This is a genomic window from Robbsia sp. KACC 23696, from assembly GCF_039852015.1.
GTDB lineage: Bacteria > Pseudomonadota > Gammaproteobacteria > Burkholderiales > Burkholderiaceae > Robbsia.
The window spans coordinates 985,220-1,006,673 of sequence record NZ_CP156627.1; the positions used below are offsets into that span (position 1 = coordinate 985,220).

At 63.5% G+C, this 21,454-nt stretch carries 21 protein-coding genes; 7 read left to right on the forward strand and 14 right to left on the reverse strand.

Translation table 11 applies throughout. The features are described from left to right. Window positions 1–201: 201 nt before the first annotated feature. Window positions 202–1,284: a helix-turn-helix domain-containing protein gene (locus tag ABEG21_RS18935; RefSeq protein WP_347556969.1), complete on the reverse strand. Its 1,083-nt coding sequence runs from the start codon at window positions 1,282–1,284 to the stop codon at window positions 202–204. Window positions 1,285–1,662: 378 nt separating this feature from the next. Here ABEG21_RS18935 and ABEG21_RS18940 point away from each other — a divergent pair, with 378 nt between their 5' ends. Further along, on the forward strand, window positions 1,663–3,573 hold the full coding sequence (locus tag ABEG21_RS18940; protein ID WP_347556970.1) for a hypothetical protein: 1,911 nt from the start codon (window positions 1,663–1,665) through the stop codon (window positions 3,571–3,573). Window positions 3,574–3,867: 294 nt separating this feature from the next. On the opposite strand, the gene ABEG21_RS18945 is transcribed toward ABEG21_RS18940, so the two are convergent. The 13 genes from ABEG21_RS18945 to sctU all read right to left on the reverse strand — a co-directional run bounded on the left by ABEG21_RS18945 (window position 3,868) and on the right by sctU (window position 16,437). Continuing rightward, window positions 3,868–5,553 (reverse strand): alanine racemase, encoded by a 1,686-nt coding sequence (locus ABEG21_RS18945; RefSeq protein WP_347556971.1) that lies wholly within the window; start codon window positions 5,551–5,553, stop codon window positions 3,868–3,870. A 196-nt stretch (window positions 5,554–5,749) separates the two neighbouring features. Then, window positions 5,750–6,205 carry a hypothetical protein gene (locus ABEG21_RS18950; RefSeq protein ID WP_347556972.1) on the reverse strand — a complete coding sequence of 152 codons (456 nt, stop codon included), beginning with the start codon at window positions 6,203–6,205 and terminating at the stop codon, window positions 5,750–5,752. Between the two features lie 16 nt (window positions 6,206–6,221). Next, window positions 6,222–6,677 carry a CesT family type III secretion system chaperone gene (locus ABEG21_RS18955; RefSeq protein ID WP_347556973.1) on the reverse strand — a complete coding sequence of 152 codons (456 nt, stop codon included), beginning with the start codon at window positions 6,675–6,677 and terminating at the stop codon, window positions 6,222–6,224. A gap of 145 nt (window positions 6,678–6,822) precedes the next feature. Further along, entirely contained in the window at window positions 6,823–7,047 is a 225-nt protein-coding gene (locus tag ABEG21_RS18960; protein WP_347556974.1) for a hypothetical protein, read from the reverse strand. 133 nt (window positions 7,048–7,180) lie between these two features. Further along, window positions 7,181–7,420 carry a hypothetical protein gene (locus ABEG21_RS18965; protein ID WP_347556975.1) on the reverse strand — a complete coding sequence of 80 codons (240 nt, stop codon included), beginning with the start codon at window positions 7,418–7,420 and terminating at the stop codon, window positions 7,181–7,183. An 18-nt stretch (window positions 7,421–7,438) separates the two neighbouring features. Continuing rightward, entirely contained in the window at window positions 7,439–8,881 is a 1,443-nt protein-coding gene (locus tag ABEG21_RS18970) for a hypothetical protein (RefSeq protein ID WP_347556976.1), read from the reverse strand. Between the two features lie 21 nt (window positions 8,882–8,902). After that, window positions 8,903–10,111 (reverse strand): hypothetical protein, encoded by a 1,209-nt coding sequence (locus ABEG21_RS18975; protein ID WP_347556977.1) that lies wholly within the window; start codon window positions 10,109–10,111, stop codon window positions 8,903–8,905. After that, window positions 10,108–10,368, reverse strand: a complete 261-nt coding sequence (gene sctS, locus ABEG21_RS18980; protein WP_347556978.1) for a type III secretion system export apparatus subunit SctS — start codon at window positions 10,366–10,368, stop codon at window positions 10,108–10,110. The genes ABEG21_RS18975 and sctS overlap by 4 nt, the downstream gene beginning before the upstream one ends. A 4-nt stretch (window positions 10,369–10,372) precedes the next feature. Then, window positions 10,373–11,023, reverse strand: coding sequence for a type III secretion system export apparatus subunit SctR (sctR, locus tag ABEG21_RS18985; RefSeq protein WP_347556979.1), 651 nt, complete (start codon window positions 11,021–11,023; stop codon window positions 10,373–10,375). After that, entirely contained in the window at window positions 11,016–12,230 is a 1,215-nt protein-coding gene (sctQ, locus tag ABEG21_RS18990; protein ID WP_347556980.1) for a type III secretion system cytoplasmic ring protein SctQ, read from the reverse strand. The genes sctR and sctQ overlap by 8 nt, the downstream gene beginning before the upstream one ends. Window positions 12,231–12,264: 34 nt before the next feature. Beyond that, a complete protein-coding gene (locus ABEG21_RS18995; RefSeq protein ID WP_347556981.1) occupies window positions 12,265–13,269 on the reverse strand; it encodes a type III secretion HpaP family protein in 1,005 nt (334 codons plus the stop codon). Further along, entirely contained in the window at window positions 13,266–15,281 is a 2,016-nt protein-coding gene (sctV, locus tag ABEG21_RS19000) for a type III secretion system export apparatus subunit SctV (protein WP_347556982.1), read from the reverse strand. The genes ABEG21_RS18995 and sctV overlap by 4 nt, the downstream gene beginning before the upstream one ends. 58 nt (window positions 15,282–15,339) lie before the next feature. Then, entirely contained in the window at window positions 15,340–16,437 is a 1,098-nt protein-coding gene (gene sctU, locus ABEG21_RS19005; RefSeq protein ID WP_347556983.1) for a type III secretion system export apparatus subunit SctU, read from the reverse strand. Window positions 16,438–16,703: 266 nt separating this feature from the next. On the opposite strand from sctU, the gene ABEG21_RS19010 reads away from it, so the two are divergent. From ABEG21_RS19010 to ABEG21_RS19035, 6 genes are read left to right on the forward strand one after another with little or no spacing between them, the layout of a single operon-like run. After that, window positions 16,704–17,186, forward strand: coding sequence for an HrpB1 family type III secretion system apparatus protein (locus tag ABEG21_RS19010; RefSeq protein WP_347556984.1), 483 nt, complete (start codon window positions 16,704–16,706; stop codon window positions 17,184–17,186). Between the two features lie 11 nt (window positions 17,187–17,197). Further along, a complete protein-coding gene (locus tag ABEG21_RS19015; protein WP_347556985.1) occupies window positions 17,198–17,677 on the forward strand; it encodes a hypothetical protein in 480 nt (159 codons plus the stop codon). A 28-nt stretch (window positions 17,678–17,705) separates the two neighbouring features. Further along, the gene (sctJ, locus tag ABEG21_RS19020) at window positions 17,706–18,542 is read left to right on the forward strand and encodes a type III secretion inner membrane ring lipoprotein SctJ (RefSeq protein ID WP_347558088.1); all 837 of its coding nucleotides are present in this window, start codon (window positions 17,706–17,708) and stop codon (window positions 18,540–18,542) included. Further along, window positions 18,542–19,237 carry a type III secretion protein HrpB4 gene (locus tag ABEG21_RS19025; protein WP_347556986.1) on the forward strand — a complete coding sequence of 232 codons (696 nt, stop codon included), beginning with the start codon at window positions 18,542–18,544 and terminating at the stop codon, window positions 19,235–19,237. Before sctJ ends, ABEG21_RS19025 begins: the two co-directional genes overlap by 1 nt. Further along, entirely contained in the window at window positions 19,234–20,130 is an 897-nt protein-coding gene (gene sctL / locus ABEG21_RS19030; RefSeq protein WP_347556987.1) for a type III secretion system stator protein SctL, read from the forward strand. Before ABEG21_RS19025 ends, sctL begins: the two co-directional genes overlap by 4 nt. Then, the gene (locus ABEG21_RS19035; RefSeq protein ID WP_347556988.1) at window positions 20,127–21,449 is read left to right on the forward strand and encodes a FliI/YscN family ATPase; all 1,323 of its coding nucleotides are present in this window, start codon (window positions 20,127–20,129) and stop codon (window positions 21,447–21,449) included. The genes sctL and ABEG21_RS19035 overlap by 4 nt, the downstream gene beginning before the upstream one ends. Window positions 21,450–21,454: the final 5 nt, after the last annotated feature.

A 21,454-nucleotide genomic window follows, 5' to 3' on the forward strand; every position in this document is an offset into this window, starting at 1 on the left:
ATACGGTTTTCCGGACGAGATAGCAGCGATTCTCGTGGCGACACCCGAAAGGGACGCGTTGCGAAGGATGAAAAGAAATTTAAGAAGGTGGCGGAGCGAGCGTGTTGCTGCTCTTACACGGCCCATTGCAGGCGATGTGTGCGCGGCGCGCGCGTTTGATCTCGACTCGCGGCAAGCGTGGCGCCGGCTTTTATGCTGCTTTTACGCCGATTCTTTGCCTGAGGCGCGCAGTTTCCCCGGCGTCATCCCATAAACGGTGCGGAAGCTGCGAATGAAGTGGGCGAGATCCGCGAAGCCGCATCCGTAGGCGATATCGTTGAGTGGACGTGCCGAATTCAAGAGCAGCCAACGGGCGTATCGCAGCCGCATCGTGCGGTAGAAGTTTTTCGGCGATACGCCGAGCGATCCGACAAATACCCTTTCGAGTTGTCGTACGCTCGTGCCGGTCATCTTGGCGATCGTTTCGATCGTCAGCGGTGCTTCCAGGTTCTCTTCCATCAGCACGATCGCGTGCCGCGCCTGAACATTGTCCACACTGGGATAGCCGAGTGCCTGGCGCCGCTCGATGAAGGAGGCGCCGCCGCGTCGGCTGACCGTCATCTGGTGGATCACCTTGGCGGCACGGTCCGCGCCACAATGTAAGCCAATCAAGCGCGTGGCCAGCTCGATCACCGAGACGCCGCCGGCACAGGTGATGCGATTACCGTCCAATAGATAGTCGGCGTTAGTCATCACGCCGAGACCCGGAAACATCCTTTTGTAGTCTTCATAGTGGTAGGCGTGGACGCAGGCGACGCGGTCCTTCATATAACCGCCCAGTGCCAGGACGAAGCTGCCGGTACACATGCCGATCAAGGGGACATGTTGCGCGTCCTTTGCCGCCAGATAATCCCACAAACGCCGGTCGATGCCGTCGAGGTGGGAGAGCAGCCCGCCGATGACGACCAGGTAATCGAATTTTTCCGGATGTTGGTCGATCCCTTCCACGCGGACCGATGCGTTGCAACTGGCGTGGACTTCGCCCGCCTGGGTGCCGAGCAAGGTCCAGGCGCAACGCAAGGGCCGGCTTTGATCGCCGAGATCGGCGGCGTGGCGCAACGCATCGCAAAAACCGGCCAGCGACAACAGCGGGAAGGTTGGGAGCAACAGTAAGCCGATATGCAATTCCGCGCCGCTGCGCGCGCGAGCGCTTGCTGGGCCGTCCCGATCGAGACGCTCGACCAGTTCCCGCCCCGCGTAGGAATCGGGGCGTACGAGATCTGTTTCTTCGAGAGGCAACGGCATGGATTCTCCAAGGCGCCACGGAATGGCAGCGTGGACGTGCTCGGCGTCATCGCGGTTGGAACGATGGCTGCGGAGCGGCGCCGCAACACGCCACCATTATAGCGTTTGCATTAAACGGGTTCGTCTTTCTCGTGCACCGGCGTTTTTGGGATCCACCAGGGCCCGCTGCGTTTCCGCTGTGTGAAAGTGACGGACGGGACGATATTTATTTCGCTCCAGGCACAGACGATTCGGTTGGGCCTCGTGAGCGGCATAGGGGTTTCCTAGAATAGGCGTGTCGGAGCGGCGATGAGCGCCTGCATCCTTGTGGCGTTTCCATCACGCCAGGATGAACTGCGCTTCTTGTGCGCTTTATCCCATTCTCAAGGAATTCACGTCATGCCTACTCCTGTTACATCGCGCTCCCCGAGCCCGTCGACGACGCCGATCGAGACGCCCCCCCAGCAGACTACGACGACCGTCCCCGGGGAGTCCGGCCGCACCGGGCGTGCTACGTCGCGGGACCGGAACGAGTCCGTGACGGGCGGCTTGGCACGGCGTCAGGCGTCGGTCGAACAGCAGCGCCGGCCCTTGTCATCGACCACGCTGCCGTTAGGGGAGCCGGTCATGGCGGCGGGGACGCGCGGAACGGCGTCAAGCAGTGCCGATGTCCCGCAATCGGTCACGCCGGCAATGGTGGAGCAGGCACGGAACAGCCTGCTGGAGGCGATGGAACGCGTTCCCGGCGAGGGCAAGGAAATGGCTTTCATCAAGTCTTTCTTCGCGGCGCCGGGCGCAAGCGACAAGGCGAAGGGAAAACAGGCAGACACCACGGCGTTCGCCGGTTTGCGCGAACCGGAGACCGACATCGGCGAGATGTTGGGGACGGCGCGTACGCCGGTACCGTTGACGATCGATTCCTTGTTGAAGACGGCTAAGTCCAGCTCGGACTCGCTGGCTATCGAACTGACGCCGCCGGAAAAGAAGGCCGCTGAGAAAGGCGCGACGCAGATCCAGGACTTCGTGACGAAAGGGGTGAGCACCGTGGCATCGACGTCGGGTGCGCAGATCGGCGCGACGGAGAACGAGTTGGCGATCGAGCGGCTCAGCGAGCAAGTCATCGCCGATGCATCGCGGATGGTGGGACACAACGCGACGCCCGAAGAGCGGAGTGCCGCGCTAACAACGACGCTAATGCAGCGCATGTCGGAGGCGTTCGCCAGTGGCAAGGCCTTTCCGGCGCGCGTGGCGGCCAACGATTTCGAGTCCGGTACGGCGAAGTTTGCGGCATCGGTGGCGAACGTCGGTGCCCGCAACGCCTTGTCCGTGCTGATTCCGACTACGGCCCGTCAGATGATTAGCTATGGCATCGAGAAAGGCATGACGGATGCCCATGTCAGTGACCATGGGCGGATCGCACTGGGCACCGCGGTTGCCTTGCTGCCGGTGGCGCTGCATATGGTCGGCGCGGTGCGCGATCATACGGCGGCGACGGAGACGTTCACCAGCGTTCGCTCCCGCGCGATCATGGGGGGCTTGACGCTTGCGGCGGTCGTGGCCGGTTTGTCGACGGGCGTGATGCGCGAGACTGCTGTCCAGATTATCGCCTTCACGATTTATACGGCGATGCGAGATCTGATCGTCCAATCACGCATCAAGCTGGAGAATGTGAATTCCTCCGGGACGCAGCCGGATGCGACGCACTTCGGCCTGATCAGCGTTGGCTATGGCGTGGACCAGGGCCTCGTCAACCTCGCGATGTCGACAAAGGCGTCGCCCTCGGGGCCGACGGCCTTTATCAATAAGGCCGGACTGAATCCAGGCAACGCGGCCCGTCGGGGCGGCATCAATTTCGCCGGTGAAGTCGCCGAGGATCTGATGTTCAACGGGATTCCCGCCTACCGCGAGAGCCGGCCGTTGCAGCTGGCGCTGAAGGATGCCAAGTGGACACCGAATGGCGTGACCAATGCCGCGCTCGGCCCCTGGGCCGTTCGCTCCGGCATTCTCGGGATGTCCCTGATCGGGTCGAACATCATTGCGCAGCACCTGGGGACACCGGCACATTCCGCCGAAGAGCTGGAAGGGATCAGCGATATGTTCTATGCGTTGTTGAATGGTGTGCTATACGAGCCGTTCGCGAATTCCGGCTCGGCGCAGCCGCAGCCGGCCTCGGCGCATGACGATGCCGAAACCGCGTCCTTGCGCACCATCGCCAGCCATACGTATCAGTCGCCGGATGTCGTCATGACCAACCATGCCGATGTCGAAGCCGCCGAGGCGGCCGCAACGCCCCGTCAGTCCAACGTCTAAGACGGCAGCGCGGCGGCGAGATGCCGCTGCGTAAGGCGTGTCGTGCATACCCTGCACGGCCCGCCTTACGCAGCGGCATTTTTGTATGGGTCGCCGTGGCAGGGTGGACCGATAGCGCGCGAACGGCCCGTGATAACGCAGGGCAAGGCAGGCGGGCCGCCATAGCAGAAAGCCCGGATGGCAGACACTGGCCATCCGGGCGATCGAGGTGTTACAAGGGGATCATATCAGCGCTTCCAGGAGGTGGTAGCGCTGCAAGCAGACGGTATAGGGACGCCCCGTCTGCTCGGTGCGTCAAGCATCCAGATCCGGTTGCGGCTTCGGGATCACCGCCCATGCGTTCGGCGATGCGCCGGCCGGAATCGGCTTCGGCAGGTCATTCCGGGTCTTGATCACGTCCTCGGGATCCACCACGAATTCACGATGCACGCGCTTGGCAATCTTGGTTTCGAACTCCGCCGCATTGGTACCGAACTGACCGCCGAAGTGATCGAGTGTCGTGGTGTCGTCGATCAGATTCAGTTTCGCACCGCGCTGGACAGCTTCCGGCGGGAGCGATGTGACATCGTAGGTATTCATGTCCATCGAGGTGGCCGCGATCGCGTTGGCGTCGTGACGGCTGCCGTCGCTCGCGACGAAGGTCGCCTTTGCCGTCAATGGGGGCGCCCCGTTGGCATTGCTGCCCTTGATGCGGGACAGACCGTCGGCATAACCGATATTGGCCACGGCGACCTGGGTCTCCGCGGTCGCGACGAAGTTGCCGCCATAGCCGACCTTATCGCCGGGCTGGAGCGTGCGCGATTGCTCGACCGTCGTGGACAGGCTCACGGCCGGGCGCAACGGGTTTTCGTCGGCGCCGAAGGGTGCCTGGCCGTGGAATACGCCGCCGCCGCGCACCATATCGTAATGATAGTCGGGCCCGAGGAAGATACCGGACGACGCTGCCAGCGTCGCCTTCGTGCCCGGGAAATCCGCACGTACCGCTTCGAAATTCTGGCGTTGCGCCGCCGTATCCGCATTCGGCGTATAGGTACCGTCGGGGTTGCGCGTGGCGCCGCCAGCGGTGCCGAGATGGCTCATCACGTACAGCACGTTGATGTTCGACAAGGCGGCATTGCCTTGCGCCTGGCGTGTCGCGAAATCGGCGTCCGATTCATTCGCGCCCCGTCTCGGCTTTAAAAACGCGCGCTCGTCGACGCTCATGCCCGCGCGCGACATCCCCGTGTCGAATTGCAGGATCGCCGGTAATTTGACGCTGTGGAGCGCACCCGCATCGTTCCATTGCGCGATCTGTTCCAGACTGTTCAGGACCGGCGTGATCTTGTGCTCGATCAGATAGTCCATATTGGCATGGGCCGGCGGGCCATCCAGCAGGAACACGGCGGTATCGTCACCGGTCGCGGGATTTTCCGCACGCATCGCGTTGCGGAGTTCGACCGCTTCGATCGTTCGCGCAACGAAGAAGTCTTTTACGCCTTCTTCGCGCAGCAGTCGCGCGAAACCTGGCGCGCCGAGACCATAGGCGTCCGCCTTGATCACGGCAGACAGCGTTGCACCGGACCCGGCTCTGTCGATTTCCGCCTTGGCCGCGCGAATATTGTCTCGGATGGCGCTCTTGTTGACGGTGATCGTGGCGCCCGCCGCCGCGCCTGCTTGCCGATACGCCTCGGCTTTATCGATGGCGGTCACCAGTTCGCGTACTTGGGGATGCGCGGTTTCCATATCAGGGACGCTCTTATCGCGCGTCTTGGCGAAGATACCCTGCTTGGGTTCGCGTCGCGTCGTGGCGGCTGGGGAAGGGCTGCGCAATTGGGAACCGTTGTCGGCGCGTGGGCGAAGCAGATCATCGGAGCGGCTGCCTCGACGCGATCCGCCGTTGGCCGGCTGCTGCGGGGCGCGCTGTGTCGACGTTGTTGACGATTCTTCCGCCAGGGCGGCCGCCGACGAAGAACCGGCGACGGGCGTATGCGTTCTTAGCATGGTCTGATTATCCCAAAATGAAAGTGGAAATGATTGCGTCGCACTCCCCGCATTGGTTTCGCGAAACGCATGGAGTGTATTTTCTGCTGGTAAAACGTGCGCCTTGGGGTAGTAACGAACCGGTGATGCCTGTCACGAAAAACACATCGATGCGAGTGCATAATCACGCGGTGCGGCGGTGCGGCGGTGCGGACGATCACTGATCGGAACCGAGAGAGGGCTCGTTGAGCAGACGTTGCAGTCTGCGCGTGGCGACGATCTCATCGGCCAGGATCGCGCTTGTGGTCTCGCGTACGGCGATTACCCGCTGTAGGATCAACCAGCCACTGGCATCGCAACCGATCGCCGCGCCGAAGGTGGCGAGCAGATGGCCGGACAGCTGCAGCATGCGATTTGCCGTGGCGGATTCCCTCAGCGACAGGCCGGATTCGGCGCTGATCAACACACCGGGCTCGATGCCTTCGACGCGATCGACATAGACTTGCGTCGGTTTCACGGCGACCCAGCCGCCTTCGACCATCAGCATGCCGTCCCGCCACGCGTGGTAGGCATCTTCCGCGTTCTGGTGGAGCAAGGCGAACGCATCACGTGTCAGTGCGCTTACGCGTTGCTGTATCTCGTCGGGTCCCGCCACCGTTACCAAACCGTTCATCTCGTTAAAGGTGGAATCAAGCCCTGATCCAGACGAAGGCACCGCTTGCCAAGTTATCGAACATCTCGTCCGACGACTCCAGGATGTTCTTGCGCCAGTAGCGGCCGTGCTCCACGTAATGGGCAACCAATTCGGCGAGGTAAAGGCCATCGACGTCGGCCGTCAACGGCACGCGCAGCAGAAGAATGATGCCGCCGGTACTGGGGTCGAGTCCGAGTTGTGCCTGGTCCTGCGCGTAGATCAATAGATTGGATTCGAGTAAGAGGCGAAAGATGCGCAGCGTACGCCCGCTGCTGACAATGCCGTACTCGAAATTGAGATAGATCGCATCCGGATCTTCTTCCAGATAATCGATTGCAAGGTCGAAGCCGCTTGCTTCCAGGAAGCCCGCTTCCACGATCGCGTCGGCGCCCGGGATGTCCAGCTCCTCGCAGAGTTCGACGATCAATTTGTTGCGGCGCTCTAGGCTCATGCTGACGGTCGACCTTACGTATGGGGAATAGGGAACAGCAAACGTAAAGCAAGATGGGCATCGGCACCGGGCCGATTGCGACGATACGGCTCGCAATGTTTGGCACGGTGGTCCGATACCCAGGTTGATGCATGCGTACCGCGGATCAGCCTTGGGTCAGCGACTTCATGGCTTTCGGGCCGGCTTCTTTCAACTGCGCCATCGTTTGTGCCAGGTTGATCGCGTTTTCCGCTTCTGCCGCTTGGTTGATCTGAGCGATCGCCGACGTCGTATCCGACGTCGTGCCCACTGCCGATTCCGCCGCGCTGCTCGCGTCGCTTACAACGTTGCTGGCCGTGTTACCCTTCGAAACTGCGCTGGAAGCACCCATGTTAGTTCTCCTATGAGAGTGACTGAATGAATAAACCGATTGGTATCCGGTGAGCCCGGAAGGACACAACATCCGCTTCGAGTTGCATGAACGCTTCTCGTCGCAGCACGACAAACCACCTCTACAACACCCCTCAGGCATCCTGCAGCCGACCGCATATCGCGGCGGCGGCAAGCATCCCATCGGAAATCACATTCGCGGCACTGCGTGTTTGCAGTTCCGCTTCCGAAATCGCTGCTTTTGCGACATCGGCCGAGACCTGCTGCAACTGTGCAATGGCCTGCGCGACGCGCGGATCATGTGCATTGCGTGCGACGATGATATTGATCTGATCCAAATCTTCCTGCAGTTGCGGCGTAACGGATTGGTACATCGCTCATGCTCCATGCGTTCAAGGTTGCGAGGGAAGCGGCGCCTCGCCGGGTGGCAGCGTCGAGGCAAGCGGCGTTGCCATCGACTTCACCACGATCGGGGCGACCTGCGAAATCGCATGCGGCCGCGGTACTACATTCGTCGATACATTGCCGACGCTGCCGGCGTTTTCTGTCGCCCCGTTCAGAGGGGCCGGTCCCGCTAACGCTACCGGTGCGCCTGCGGTTGCCGTTGCCATGGTCGCGGCGCCCGATGTCGCTGCGGCGGCTGCGGTCACCGACGTCCCCGAAGCAGCGGTTGTTGCTGCCGCGCCGGTGGCAAGCGCCGTCGCGCCGTCCGCGCCGGTCGTTGCCGCCGCGACCGCGGGATCCGGTGTCGGATCCGGGGCGAAACTCTTGCTGCCATCCGGCATTTGGATGTAACGCACGCCGTCTGCATCGAGCATCGCTTCGGCGCCGGTGCTCGGCAGCGACGCTTGCGTCATCCGGTCGTTGATCCGACGAATCCGCCCACCGTAGTCGTTCTGCGTCCTCGACAGCAGCGTGCGCATGCTATCGAGGTTGTGCGTCGGGCCGGATACGGTAAAGACGCCCTGGCCGTCGTAATGCACCGTCAAATGCCGGTCGCCCAGCGACGATTGCAGATCGTCGGCAATATTTGCTGCAACCGAATAACGCTGATCGATTGCCGCCTTGGCCGTACTGCTGTGCGGCACCGCCGCCAGATCCTGCAGTGCGCGGCGGATCGCCAGCGCATCACCGGCCGAGGCGACGATGCCGCCGAGGACGATCCGACCATCCGCGTGCGTCACCGTCACATCCGTTTCATTCAAGCGCAGTAGCGCCTCACGTATCGACTTGTCCTGCTGTTCGGCCAGCGTCAGCGTCGGCGCGACGGGCGTCGGGCGAATCGCGGCGCGGGCTTTTTCCGACGAGCCGTCGGTGAGGACCAGCGTCAATCCGACGATCAGGCCCACGACGACGACACCGGCCCCACCACTATAGGCCCAGCGCTTTTTCAGCGCCCCATCGGCGCGCTTCTGTTCGCTGATGATTTGTTCACGTCGGCTGAGCGGGGCGGCCGGCGCGTCAGCGCCCGCTGCTTTTGCGGCAGCGCCGTCATCCGCTTTTGCCACTTCCACCGCTTGCAGCAACTTCTCAAAAAGGCTGACTTCCGAAGGCCATTCTGCGTCGGCCGGGCCGACGCAGAACACCGTTTGCCCGTTACGACGCGGCATCCAGTCGAGCAATGTTTGCGCGACGGACTTCGACGGCGCCTTGCCCGCGGGCGGCGTCATCGTCACAGTGCCATCGCTACGATATTCCAGAAACATTGTCTCGCCTTCCCAGTCGCTGATCTGCACGTCGGCTTGCTCGCTGCTGCCGACCGTCCAGATGCCGTACTGCAAATTTAAGCGGGCACCCGCATGGCATCCGGTCAGAATACGAAATTGTTTGGTCATAACCGAAACTCGCAAGGTCGTTTATTCGGCGCCGATCATGCGACGATCCAACGTGCGCCGACGTGCGCGTGCAATACCCAGCTGCGCGGGAAGGCGCGGCGTATGCAGGGCCAGTTGAAACAAGACGACGGTAAGGTTGAATAGTTCCTGCTCATGTCCAAGCGTGCCTTTCGGCGCAGGTATGTGGCCGTATGCGGCAGTGCCATCCACGAGACGCTGGCGCGCTGCCTCGACCGTCGCCGCGAAGGGCAGCCGCGCGCGATGGCCCGGCACGCCTGCGCCGTCCTTTTCGCCGCGACGGCCCGGCTGCGACGGGACCGCCGCCGTGAATTTGTCGGAACGCGTCTTCGCCGTCGGTGCGGCGGCGGCGAGTGTGATCGCCTGCTGTGCTAAAAAGCGCTGTAGAACGCGTACCGCGGCCGGCAAGACATTGACCTTACCGCCACGCGTCGGCCGCGTCACCGATGTCGAACCTGCCGGCTGCACCAGCTGCAGTGTTTCCACGGCCTCCGGACGATTGCGTTGCACGAGCGCGAGCAGCGCGGCCTCGGCCCATTCGCGCGTCGCCTTCGGTTCGACGTTCGCACGCGCGGCAAAGCCACGTGCCGCAGGTTCGGACCCGCTGGTACGCAATGCGCCGGGCAAGGCATGACGCGTCGCGTCCGCCTGCGCTCCCGTGCGGGTGTCCTGCGGCGCTGCCATGTCGACTTCGAATGAATCCATCCGCGCGAAGCGGCGTTCCTCTTCGGTGCCTTCGTGATTTTCGGTGCTGCCGCTGTCATCGGATCCGGCGCACAGCACCAGGTCCGCGAGCATTTCCGCGCTTTGTTCGTCGATACCGATGCTGTAATCGTCGGACTCGACACTGTCATCGCCTGAATCGGTACCGGTCACGCCCGTTCCGCCGCCGCCTTTCTTGCCGCGCCGACGCTTCGAACCCATCCGATGGCCGAAGCGCGGATGGTTCTCGCTCAACTCATAAAGGCTCTCGAACTCGGTCGGCATCTCGTCTTGAACGATCGCTTCGATGTCATCCGCGTGTTCGCTTCCCGCCATGTCCTGCGCGCCGTCGGTGCGCTTGCTGCGCTTCTTCTGCAGCGGCCGAGGACGCGGCTTACGGGCGTTCGGCTGCTTCGTTTGCTTGTTGTGGTGATGTGCCTCTTTCTCCGCCGATTCCCGCTCGTAGGCGAGATCCAGCCGCGCGGAAGCACCGGCGTGATGCGTTCTCATGGAAAGATCACCGTCATCACCGAGCGGGCGAATTCGAGTACGGCCGAGGCGCCCCAGGGTGCGGCGATGAGGATGACCACGGTTACGATGATCAGCTTCGCGACTTGCGAAATACTCGAATCCTGCAAGGAGGTGATCGCTTGCAGGAAGGAAATCACGAGACCCGACAAGGCGGCGGTCGCGACGGCCGGTAAGGAGACGAGCAGGCAGACCGTCAACGCGCTCGTGGTCAGTCGAACAATGTTTTCGTAGTCCATGTCTTCACTTATAGGTCGAAATGAGGCCGTGGATCAGCAGCGACCAGCCATCCAGCGCGACGAACAGCAAGAGCTTGAAGGGGATCGCGACATTCGTCGGCGTCACCTGCGATAGCCCGAGCGCCATCAATACGTTGGCGATGATCAGGTCGACGACGATAAAAACCAGGTAGAGCAGAAATCCGATCTTGAATGCCGATGTCAATTCGCTGACCGTGAAGGATGGGGCGAGAATGATCAAGTCGTCGGGCGTCATTTTCGCGGCCATGTCCGCCGGCCAGATCTGCTTGGCCGAGCGCATGAAAAATTCCTTGTCCCGGTCCGACGTATGTTTTTCCAGGAACTGCCGGAACGGTTCGCGCGCCGCCTCGAACAGCGTGATGACATTGGCGCCGTTGCCGCCGTCGCCTTGCATCCGTTGCGCCACGTCGTAAGCTTGCATGCCGACCGGCGCCATGATGAAACACGAGACGATCAAGGCAATGCCGTTGGTGACCGTCGAGGGCGGAACCTGTTGCGCGCCGATCGCGTTCTTCAGCAGCCCCAGCACGATGACGATCTTCGTGTACGACGTGACGACCATGGCGATGAAGGGCAGTAAGCCGAGCGCCAGCAGCGTGATGAGCAGCGACGCGAGGTTTAAACCATTACCCATGAGCGTGACCGTTCCGATGCACGCGTACGCCCAATTGATCGCCGACGGCGACCAGTTCGCCGGTCGCGACCGTCCGACCCGAGACGACGAGATTCACCGCCGCATTGCTGATTTTTTCGGGCAAGGTCAGGATGTAGCCGGGGCGCACGCGTGCCAATTCGGCCGCCGGCATCGCCACGCAGCCTATCTCGATATGCACCATCAGATCGACGTCGTTGAGCAAGGTGGTGTCGGCATCGGCGGCATCCGCTTCGTCGCTGTACGTGTCTCGCGCGTCGTCGTCCAGGCTCTCGGCGTGTGCGCCGGATGCGGCGAAGTCGAGGTGATCGGTTCCGGCATCCGGATGGTGCAAGTCGATGCGATCGTCAGTCATGTCCGGCCTGTCTATGATGTGAATGCTGTTCTCGTCGATGTACACCGGATGGCGACATTGCCGCTGTCCGGCCGCGCCCCACAGCCAGTGGCCGCCGATACGCGGCGCGCTTTCCGCGTCGTCCTGTCCGGTCTCCGCGGCCGATGCGCCGACTGCGTACTGCCAGGGCCAACCGAGAAGGACATCGCCATGCCGCAGGCTGCGGAGCGTCGACACCTTGTAGCGTCGCGACGTGAGTCGCAATCGCGTCGGGATCGCGATCCCGTCGAGCCGGTTCAGCAAAGTCGCCGCGGACGGCGCCTCGCCCGCGTGCCGCGCGGCGAACGCCTCGACGAGCGAGGGCGACAGTGCCTCGACGATGCACAGGAACGCGCCGTCGTCGTAAAAAACCTCAGGCGTTGCCGCCGCGCTGTCCTCGCCGTCCGTGCCTTCCGGCAGGCGGCAGGCGACACTCAGGCCGACCGTGACGGCCAGGCGATCGTCCGCGGGGACGAGATCGTCGACAATCGGCGTGTCGACGCCGTAGGCGGCCAGGTAGGGCTGCAGCGTGTCGAACCAGGGTTGCAGATACAGATTCGCCAGCGCGACGCGGCGACGCGGCTCCGGATCCAGCGCAATGCTTTCCAATGCCGGCTGCGCGGCCAGATCGAAACGAATGCGCAGGTCGCCGACATTCGTCGTCAGCGTCAGCTGGCCCGGCCGATGCATCTCGACGCGATATCCCGGCGGCAACGCGCGGAAGAGCGGCGAGGCAATCCGGGACAGTGCCGCCACCGGCTGCGCATAGGCAGGCAAATGGTCGCGCAAGCGCATGGCGAAGGGTTGTCGGTCCATAGGGGCGTTGCTCGTCTCGGCTCAGGGCGATGCGTCAGGCGACAATGTCGATATGGGTCGGCCGTCCGGTACGCTTCGTCACGCGGGACGAAAGTGCGTGTCGTTGATCGAAGAGTAGGGCACGCGATTCGGCGGATCCGCTCTCAAAACGAAGAGAAAGAGACGACTCCGAAATCGTGAGGGTTAGCAGCGTTTCTGGGAAAACGTGGTCGATGCGGATCGAAATGGCGGTGCCGAGGGTGTGGTCGGATGCGCCGATGTCGCCGTCCGCCTTCTCAGAGTGGACGGGCGCCTGCTCGGCCAGCGTGTGCGCGACGAGTCGGCTCAGCGTCTCGGCGCGCTCCGTGCCCGGATCGTCGCTCTCCTCCGTGGCGTGTCGCAGCCGCTGCGAGGTCGTGCCGCCAACGCCCGATGCGGGGCGCGTACGCGACGACGACCGTGCTCGACGGTCGAGCGCGGTCGCGAAGGTGCCCGCGCCGGTGCCGGTGGGACCGTGCGAAAGCGCTGCCGGGAGTGATGGGGCGGCTGAAAGGGGTGAGGTGGCCCTGGCGCCCCAGGAACGCTTGTCGGTCACGGCGTCATCGCCTGGGGCGAACGTGGCGGCGTTGTCGGCGCTCGCGTCGCCGGCGGTGTCCTGGCGGGCGCTGCCGTTAGCGCCGATAGCGTCGTCGGCGGCGTTGGCCGTCTCCGCATCGCGCGCGCCGAATGGGTCGCTTGCATCGACGTCGTCGGCCCTTTCGACGCTTTCGACGCTTTCGTCGCGCTTAGGTCGTGCCTGAGGCGGGAGCGCGTCCGCGGCGGTGTGGCGTTTGTCGCCTTCGGTCGCGCTGTCCGGTGCGATGTCATCCTGCTGCCGTGCCGCCGCTGCCGCGTCTTGCTGTTGCGCCATCAGCGCCCGAAAACGCCGTGCCGCCTCGGGCTGGGCGGCATCGGCAGTGGCCGGATCGCCCGCCTTCGCGGCAGGGTGCACGGGCGTGTCATGCGCGGGAGGCGGGGGCGAAGCGTCCATCGCGCCCGGAAACGGGAAGTGCGTCTTCATAGGCGCAGACTTCCCACCAGTTGCAGATCGATTTCACCGTTCAGCTCCTGAAAGGAATAGACATTGAGCCAGCCGAGCCGCTTTTCGATCATGCGGCGGAAGTACCGACGGATGTCCGCGGCGGTCACCACGGCGAGGTTTTCGGGTGGCGTTGATGTTACAAGGCGGTCCAGATGCGCCAGGATGATCTCGACCTGGCGTGGCTCCAGCGTCAGGAAATTCCCCGCCGGCGTCGGCTTGATTGCTTGACGGATGGTCTGTTCGAGATCCTGGTCCAGGACGATCGCCGGCAGGCTGCGCGAGCCCTGCGTGGCGCGGTGCGCGATCATCCGGCCCAGATCGCTGCGCACATATTCGGTCAACATGATCAGGTCCTTTTCCTTCGGTCCCCATGCCACCATGCTTTCCAGGATAGAGCGGATGTCGCGGATCGGAATCTGCTCTTCCAGCAGACGGCGCAACACTTCGGCGATGCGCTGCACCGGCAAGGCTTTCTGTACTTCGGCCACCAGGCCCGGATATTCGACGGTGACGCGATCCAGGATCCATTGCGTTTCCTGCACGCCGATAAACAGCCGGGCCTCGCTGCGAAGGGTGCGGATGGCCTGTTCGGCGATCGTTTGTTCGCGATCCGGCGTGGCGTCGGCGGCCGGAACCACCTGCGATGCCACGGCAGTCTCACCGGCGTCGGACGCGGCCGCGTCGGCTGACTTGACCGGCGCCGTGAGGGCCGGGTTGAGCACGGCGCCGATCGTCGCCATCGGCACATCGTGGATCAAGACTTCGTACGAACCGGCGGGGACGAGATCCGACGCCCAGAAGACGATCCCGGGAAACGGTAGGCCGAGTTCCTCGGTGACGATACGACGCCCTTTCTCGAAAGCCTGATCGAGGCGTCGGGGATCGATCTTGCTCGCCAGATCGCTGGCCAGTCTGACCGCCAGCGGCGCGGCAAAGGCCGGCGCGGTGGTCAGCATATTGTTGACCTCGATCTTCGCGCCCTCGCGCTGCAGCGACGACAGCGTGGCATCGCCGATCGGATTCTTTTTTGCGATGGCGCGGCGCACGACATGCCCACCGAAAAACAGCCCTGCGGCAAGCAACAGGAAGATCGTCTTCGGAAAGCCCGGAACCAAGGCGAAGCCCGCCAACAGCACCGATGCCGTCGTCAAGGCGCGTGAGCTCGACGTCAATTGCGCGGCCACTTCCATGCCGAGCGATCGCGGCTTCTCGTGTTCTTTGGAGACGCGCGTGATCATCACGCCCGCCGCCACCGAGATCAACAGCGACGGGATCTGCGACACCATCGCATCGCCGATGGACAGCACGGAGAATCGTGCCGCCGCTTCGCCGGCCGTCATCCCGTGATAACTGGTCCCGATCACGATCCCGGCGGTAATGTTCACCAGCGTGATCACGAGGCCGGCGATCGCATCGCCCTTGACGAACTTCATCGCGCCATCCATGCCGCCATGCAACTGGCTTTCGACGGCCAGCATGGCGCGACGTTCGCGGGCATCCTCGGGTGTCAGACTCCCGGCGCGGACGTCGGCATCGATGCTCATCTGCTTGCCTGGCATCGCGTCCAAGGTAAAGCGCGCACCCACTTCGGCCACCCGTTCCGAGCCCTTCGCGATCACGATGAACTGCACCGTCGTGATGATCAGGAACACCACCAGGCCGACGACGAGATTGCCGCCCACCACCAGTTCCCCGAAGCTCTCGATAATGTGGCCGGCATCGGCGTGCAGCAGAATCGACTTCGTGGAAGCGATATTCAGCGACAGGCGGAACAGCGTCGTGAACAGCAGCATCGACGGAAACGCCGACAGCGTGGTGGCGTTCGGTACATACATCGTGGCCGTCAGCAGGACGACGCTGAGCGTGATGTTGATCGACAGCAGCATGTCGATCATGTACGTCGGCAGCGGCAGAATCATCAGGGCGACGATGGCGACGATCAATGTCGCAATACTGAATTCGCCCGAATATTCCTTTATGCGCAGAATCATGATGCTGTTCCTGTCAGGAGAAGAAGCGCGGTCAACGCGCCAAGGTGAAGCAAAGCGGTCACAGTCCTAGTCGGCTGTCGGAGAAGGCCGTGCGTTCCTCGCCTGCCGCGCCCACCTGGCCGGACATCGAGCCGACCCATGCCAGCACCTCGGCGACTGCTTCGAATAAGGGGTCGGCGATGGCCTGCTCGACCGGCGTCAGATACAGCGCGCGTGCCAGTGCCGGGCTGGGCACGATGGGCACGCCGCACTCCTGGGCGAAGCGACGGATCTCCAGGGCATCGGCGTCCACGCCTTTCGCGATGACGCGCGGCAAGCCGTGTTCTTCGGGCACGTAGCGGATCGCGACGGCGTAGTGCGTCGGATTGACGATCACCGCCTGCGCATCGGCGACGCGGGTCGGCGGGGGGGAATTCACGATTTCCTTGGCGATCTGCTTGCGCTTGCCCTTGATTTCAGGATCCCCTTCCGATTCCTTGTATTCGCGTTTGACTTCGTCTTTGGTCATTTTGTGTTCACGGATGAAGAACCAATATTGCAAGCCGTAATCGGCTACGCCGAGTACCAGCAAGACACCACCGGCCACGGCGATGAAGCGGCACAACACCATCCAGCTGATCGCGATGACATCGAGCACCGGCTGGTAGGAGAGACTTGCCGTGACCGGAATCATCATCATCGTCAGCTCGTACAGCGCGGCCAGCAGCGCGACGGCCTTGATCACCATCTTCACCAGATCGAGCAACGAGCGTAGCGAGAAGATGCGCTTCAGCCCACTTGCCGGATTGATCGAATCGAACTTCAATTCGAGTGGCTTGAACGTGATGTTGATGCCGATCTGAGCCATCAGTGCCAGGATCGGGATCGCCAGGGCGACGATCAGCACCGGTATCAGGATCCAGGCGGCATCGACCATGATCGCGGTGATCTGCTGCGCGATGTCGAGTTGCGGCGACGTGGCGCGTCCGACATCCAGCCCGATTCGGATCAGATCGCGCAAATGCTCGCTCAGCTGCGCACCGGTAAAGGACAGCGCGGTGGCGCCCACCAGAAAGGTGGCGGCGGCGGGAAGGTCGGCACTCTTCGGCGATTTGCCGTCGCGCTTGGCGTCGTCCAGCTTTTTCTGGGTAGGCTGCTCGGTTTTTTCGTCGGCCATGTCGCTCTGCCTTGTAAGGAAGCCAGCCGATGATCGTGCGTGCGCGGGACGCGCCACGGCGTGGCGGCGAAGGCGGCGCGCCAAATACGAAACTCTGTCGCAGAATTCGCCCTTGGCGCATCCGTTTCGCTTTATGGGACCGGCTGGGACAGGGGGGAGGGATAAGGTCCGGCTATACACACGGCTCGCGATCCCCTACCGGTGCCGAATTCGGCGCTTTTTCGGGATGGCAAATTGAGCGATGGGTCAAACCCTGGAGGCATATCGTGCTCGACCTGACATCCTGTTCCGACAAATTCGTTTCGTCGCTGATCGAACTTTTGGTCACCGCCGTCAACAAGCAGTATCTGAACGAGGCCGAGCGGCTGTTGGCCGCCTTGCATGTGATGCGGCCGCGTTTTCGCGAATTGCACGTCTACGACGTCTGGTTGCTGATGGGCCGCAACCGCTTCGTCGATGCCATCCAGTTGCTGCGTACGCTGGAGAGCCAGCAGCTGCAGGCGCCGTACAACGCCTACGTGGCGGCGCTGATGGCGATCTGCCTGTTCTCGGTGCGTGATCCCAGCTGGCGCATTTTCGCGAACGAGGTCATCGCGCGGGAAGAGGATCCGGAGTCGGTCGCCCTGGTCAATCTGCTGATGGGCGTCAAGGACGAGCATGCGCAAGTGAAGTCGTCGACGGCGGCCAGCGTCAAGCGCTCGGCGCCGGAAGTGTCGCCGTTCTCCACCGCTTTCTTCATGCGTGCCTGAGGCCGATCACGATGATGACATTCGATTCCTCGATTACGCGGGTTAGCGCCGTGGATCCCGTCGGTGGCACTTCCGCCGCTTCGGCGGCGGCCTCGCTTGCCCGGCCCGACGCCGCCACCGCCACGCCGAACATCGCCAGCGGCACCGGCGGCACGCCCGACGCGATCGCGCCAGCGTCTGCCGATCAGGTGGATAAATTCAAGACGATGCTCGATCAGGCGACCTTGAACGCGCAGTCGAATCCACACGCGTCCACCGGCCCGTCGGCGATCGCGAACGTGGTGGACTCGCAAGACGCCGCATTCAATCAGATCGGTTCCGAGATGCAATCGTTCCAGGCGAATGCCACGACGATGGACCCGCGCGAATTCACCGCGACGATGGTGCGGATGCAATTCCAGGTGGCCGACGCGATGGCGCGGATCGAGCTAGGTGTAGGCTTCGCGCAGGGTGGCAAGAGCGCCGTGCAGAATCTGATGAAGAATCAGTAAGACGGTGACCGACATGAAATCGACCCCGATGCGGCAGACGACAGACGATGCGACGCGGCAGCGGCCGCGCGCGACCGGTGCGGCGCGCCGTGGCGTGCGGCTGGCGCTGGCGCTCTGCATGGTGGCCGCGCTTGCCGGGTGCGATAAGCAGCTGTATTCGCAGCTCACCGAGCAGGATGCGGACGACATGCTCAGCGTGTTGTTCGACGCGGGGCTGAGTCCGGACAAGGACACGCCCGACGGCGGCAAGACCTGGACCGTGTCGATACCGGATGATCAGTTTCCGCAGTCGATGCGGGTGCTCCGCGCACACGGCATGCCGCACCAGAAATACACGAATCTCGGCGACATGTTCAAGAAGGACGGCTTGATTTCCACGCCGACGGAGGAACGCGTTCGCTTCATCTATGGCGTGTCCCAGCAGCTGTCGTCGGTGCTGTCGCGGATCGACGGCGTCGCCTATGCGAATGTCGAGATCGTCCTGCCGAATAACGATCCCTTGTCGAACACGATCAAGCCGTCGTCGGCGGCGGTCTTTATCAAATATCGCCCCAACACCGATGTGGCCACGCTGTTGCCGAGCATCAAGAACATGGTGGTGCACAGCGTCGAAGGCCTGAGCTACGACGATGTCAGCGTGACCTTCGTGCCCGCGGCGATGCCCGAAGACCCGACGCAGGTGTTGCCCCAGGCATTCCCGTGGGTGATGACACTGTCCACGGTCATCCCTTTGATCCTCTTGATCGTCCTCGGCATCGTCTTCCGCGAACGGGTGGCGCAGGCGTGGTCCAATCTGACCGACGCGCTCGCTACCCGTCGCGCGGCCGCCAAGGATGCGAAGGGTAAGCCGCGTGAGGCGACGTGATGGCCGAACCCGCGGCTGAGGACCTCACGGTTGCGCCTGAGCGCCTGCAGGACCTGGTCGCGGCGCTGCGCCGCTACGATGCGCGGATAAAGGGTCTGGGACGCCCACTCGGTGCCGGTGTGACCGATACGGGCGCTGTCTCCCGCCCGTCGCCGCGCAAACTGGCCGATTGGCATTGGCACCGTGAAATGGTGCTGCCCGCCGCGATGGGCAGTTTGCCGGCGCCGCTGTTCGACGATCCGGCCGTGCGGCTGGCCTTGTCGGAGCCGCCTCTGATGCTGGCGGGACTGGTCGCCAGGGCGCTATATGCGCGTCGGTCGACGGTGCGCCGATGCATCGATCGCACGGTCCTGACGCAACTGCGCGTAGCGCTTGGCGACGGCGCGGCCGGGCGAGAAAGGCTGGACCGTCTGCAGCGGCTGGCAGGCGTGGAGGGCGACATGCCGCTGCCGGCCATGCTGACACCGATGTACCTTGCCCATGACGGTTTGTCACGGCTGCGGCGCGAGTCCCCGGCGATGCGCCCGGTGGTCGTGCATTTCGTCCTGATGCAGCTCGACGGTGCACCGCCGCGCATCGATACAAACCCCGATAAGGGCGACGGGCTGCCCGACGCGCGCGGCGCATGCGTCGTGAGCAGTGAGTCGGCGTCTTTTTTCGAGCGTCTGCCGTACTTGATACCGGAGTTGTCATGATCCTTTGGCTGAATCAGGGCGAACGTTATCCGGCCCATCTGGGCGTGGACGGCGATGTGCTGCGGGCGGACGAGCACGCTGCCTTGCTCGATGCCGATGCCACGCTGGTCCGCGCGCAGCGCACGGCGACCGAGATCGTCGCCGCGGCGCGGGAGGAAGCCGATGCCCTGCTGGCGGCGGCGCGAGAGGCGGCAGCGCAAAGCGCCGCACGCGCCGAGGAGCGCTATGCCGCCAGCGGCAAACTGGGCTATGCGGCCGGCCTGCGGCGTGCGCTCGACGAAGCGCATACGACGATGCAGGTCAAGGTCTGGGACGCGCGTCAGGCCGCGGTGCAAGCGCAGCGGCGGCTGGCAGGCGTCGTGATGAAGGCGGTCGAACAGATTGTTTACGAGACGAATCGGGACGCCTTGTTCGCGCGCATCGGCCTGACCTTGCAGCGCCTGATCGATAGCGAATCGTATCTGACGTTGCGCGTGCACGGCGACGATGCCGCGCGGGCGCGTGTCGCCCTGCAGCAAGCCGCCGAAAGCGCGGGCTGGCGCGGCGGTTTCGATGTGATTGTCGATGCGGATGCGGCGCTGGGAAGTTGCGTATGCGAATGGGATTACGGTGTCTTGGTAACGGGCCTCGACACCCAACTCGGTGCGATACGACGCGCGCTGCTCGCGCAACCGGAAGAGGCGGATCGCGCCGCGGAGGCGGCGGGCGGCGTTCATGGCGCCAACAATGACGCGGCGGTTCCTGAAGGCGGGCTGTACGCGTCCGCGGACCACGCCTACGACGATGACGACGCGTATGAAGCGGATCACGAAAGCGACTACGCCTCGGACCATGACGCCGCGCATGACGCGATCGGACATCCGTTGACGGCCCAGGGTCAGGGGGTACGATGAGCGCCTTGCCCGATTTTCTCGATCGCCTCGATCTCGCCCTCGACCAGACGCAGCAATCGCAGCGCTTCGGCAAAGTCATCGACGTGTCGGGGACCTTGTTGAAGGTCGGCGGCATGGACGCGGCACTCGGTGAGATCTGCGAACTGCAGGCGCCCGACGGCACCGTGCTGCAGCGTGCCGAGGTCGTCGGCTTCAGTCGTGCATACCTGCTGCTCGCGCCGTTCGGCAACACCATCGGCCTGTCGCGATCGACGCGGGTCATGGGCAGCGGCAGTCCGCTCGCCATCGGTGTCGGCAACGCCTTGCTGGGGCGGGTGATCGATGGGCTAGGGCGTCCGATCGACAACAAGGGACCGATCGCGGCGCAGGCCTATGCGTCGGTCTATGCGCCCGCGCCGGATCCGATGACGCGGAAGTTGATCGATACGCCGCTGGCCACGGGCGTGCGCGCGATCGATGGCATGATGACGCTCGCCGAGGGGCAGCGTCTCGGTATTTTCGCGCCTGCGGGCGTCGGCAAGAGTACCTTGCTCGGCATGCTCGCGCGCGGTACCGATTGCGACGTCAGCGTCATCGTACTGATCGGCGAACGGGGCCGTGAAGTACGCGAGTTCATCGAGCTGATTCTCGGCGAAGAGGGCATGCGCAAGACCGTGGTGATCTGCGCGACCTCGGATCGCTCGTCGATCGAACGCGCAAAGGCGGCGTATGTCGGAACGGCGGTGGCCGAATATTTTCGAGACAAAGGGCTGCGCGTGTTGCTGATGATGGACTCGCTGACGCGCTTCGCGCGTGCGCAGCGGGAGATCGGTCTGGCCGCAGGCGAGCCGCCGACGCGGCGCGGCTTCCCGCCGTCGATCTTCGCGGAATTGCCGCGCTTGCTCGAGCGCGCCGGTACCGGTGCGGTCGGATCGATCACGGCGCTCTATACGGTGCTGGCTGAAGACGAGAGCGGTAGCGATCCGGTCACCGAAGAGGTTCGCGGTATTCTCGACGGGCACTTGATCCTGTCGCGCGATATTGCCGCCCGCAATCGCTATCCCGCAATCGATATCTTAAATAGCTTGAGCCGAGTGATGCCGCTGATCGTCACGCCCGAGCATCTGGCCGGCGCATCGCGGATGCGGCAACTGATGGCGCGGTATGGCGAAGTGGAGACGCTGCTGCAGGTGGGCGAATATCAGAGTGGCAATGACCCGGTGGCGGACGAAGCGATCGAACGTCATGACTGGCTCGAAGCGTTCCTGACGCAGCGCACGACCGATCTTGCCGATGCGCGCGAGACCGCGGATCTGGTGAGCCAGTTCGCGCCGACATGAGATCG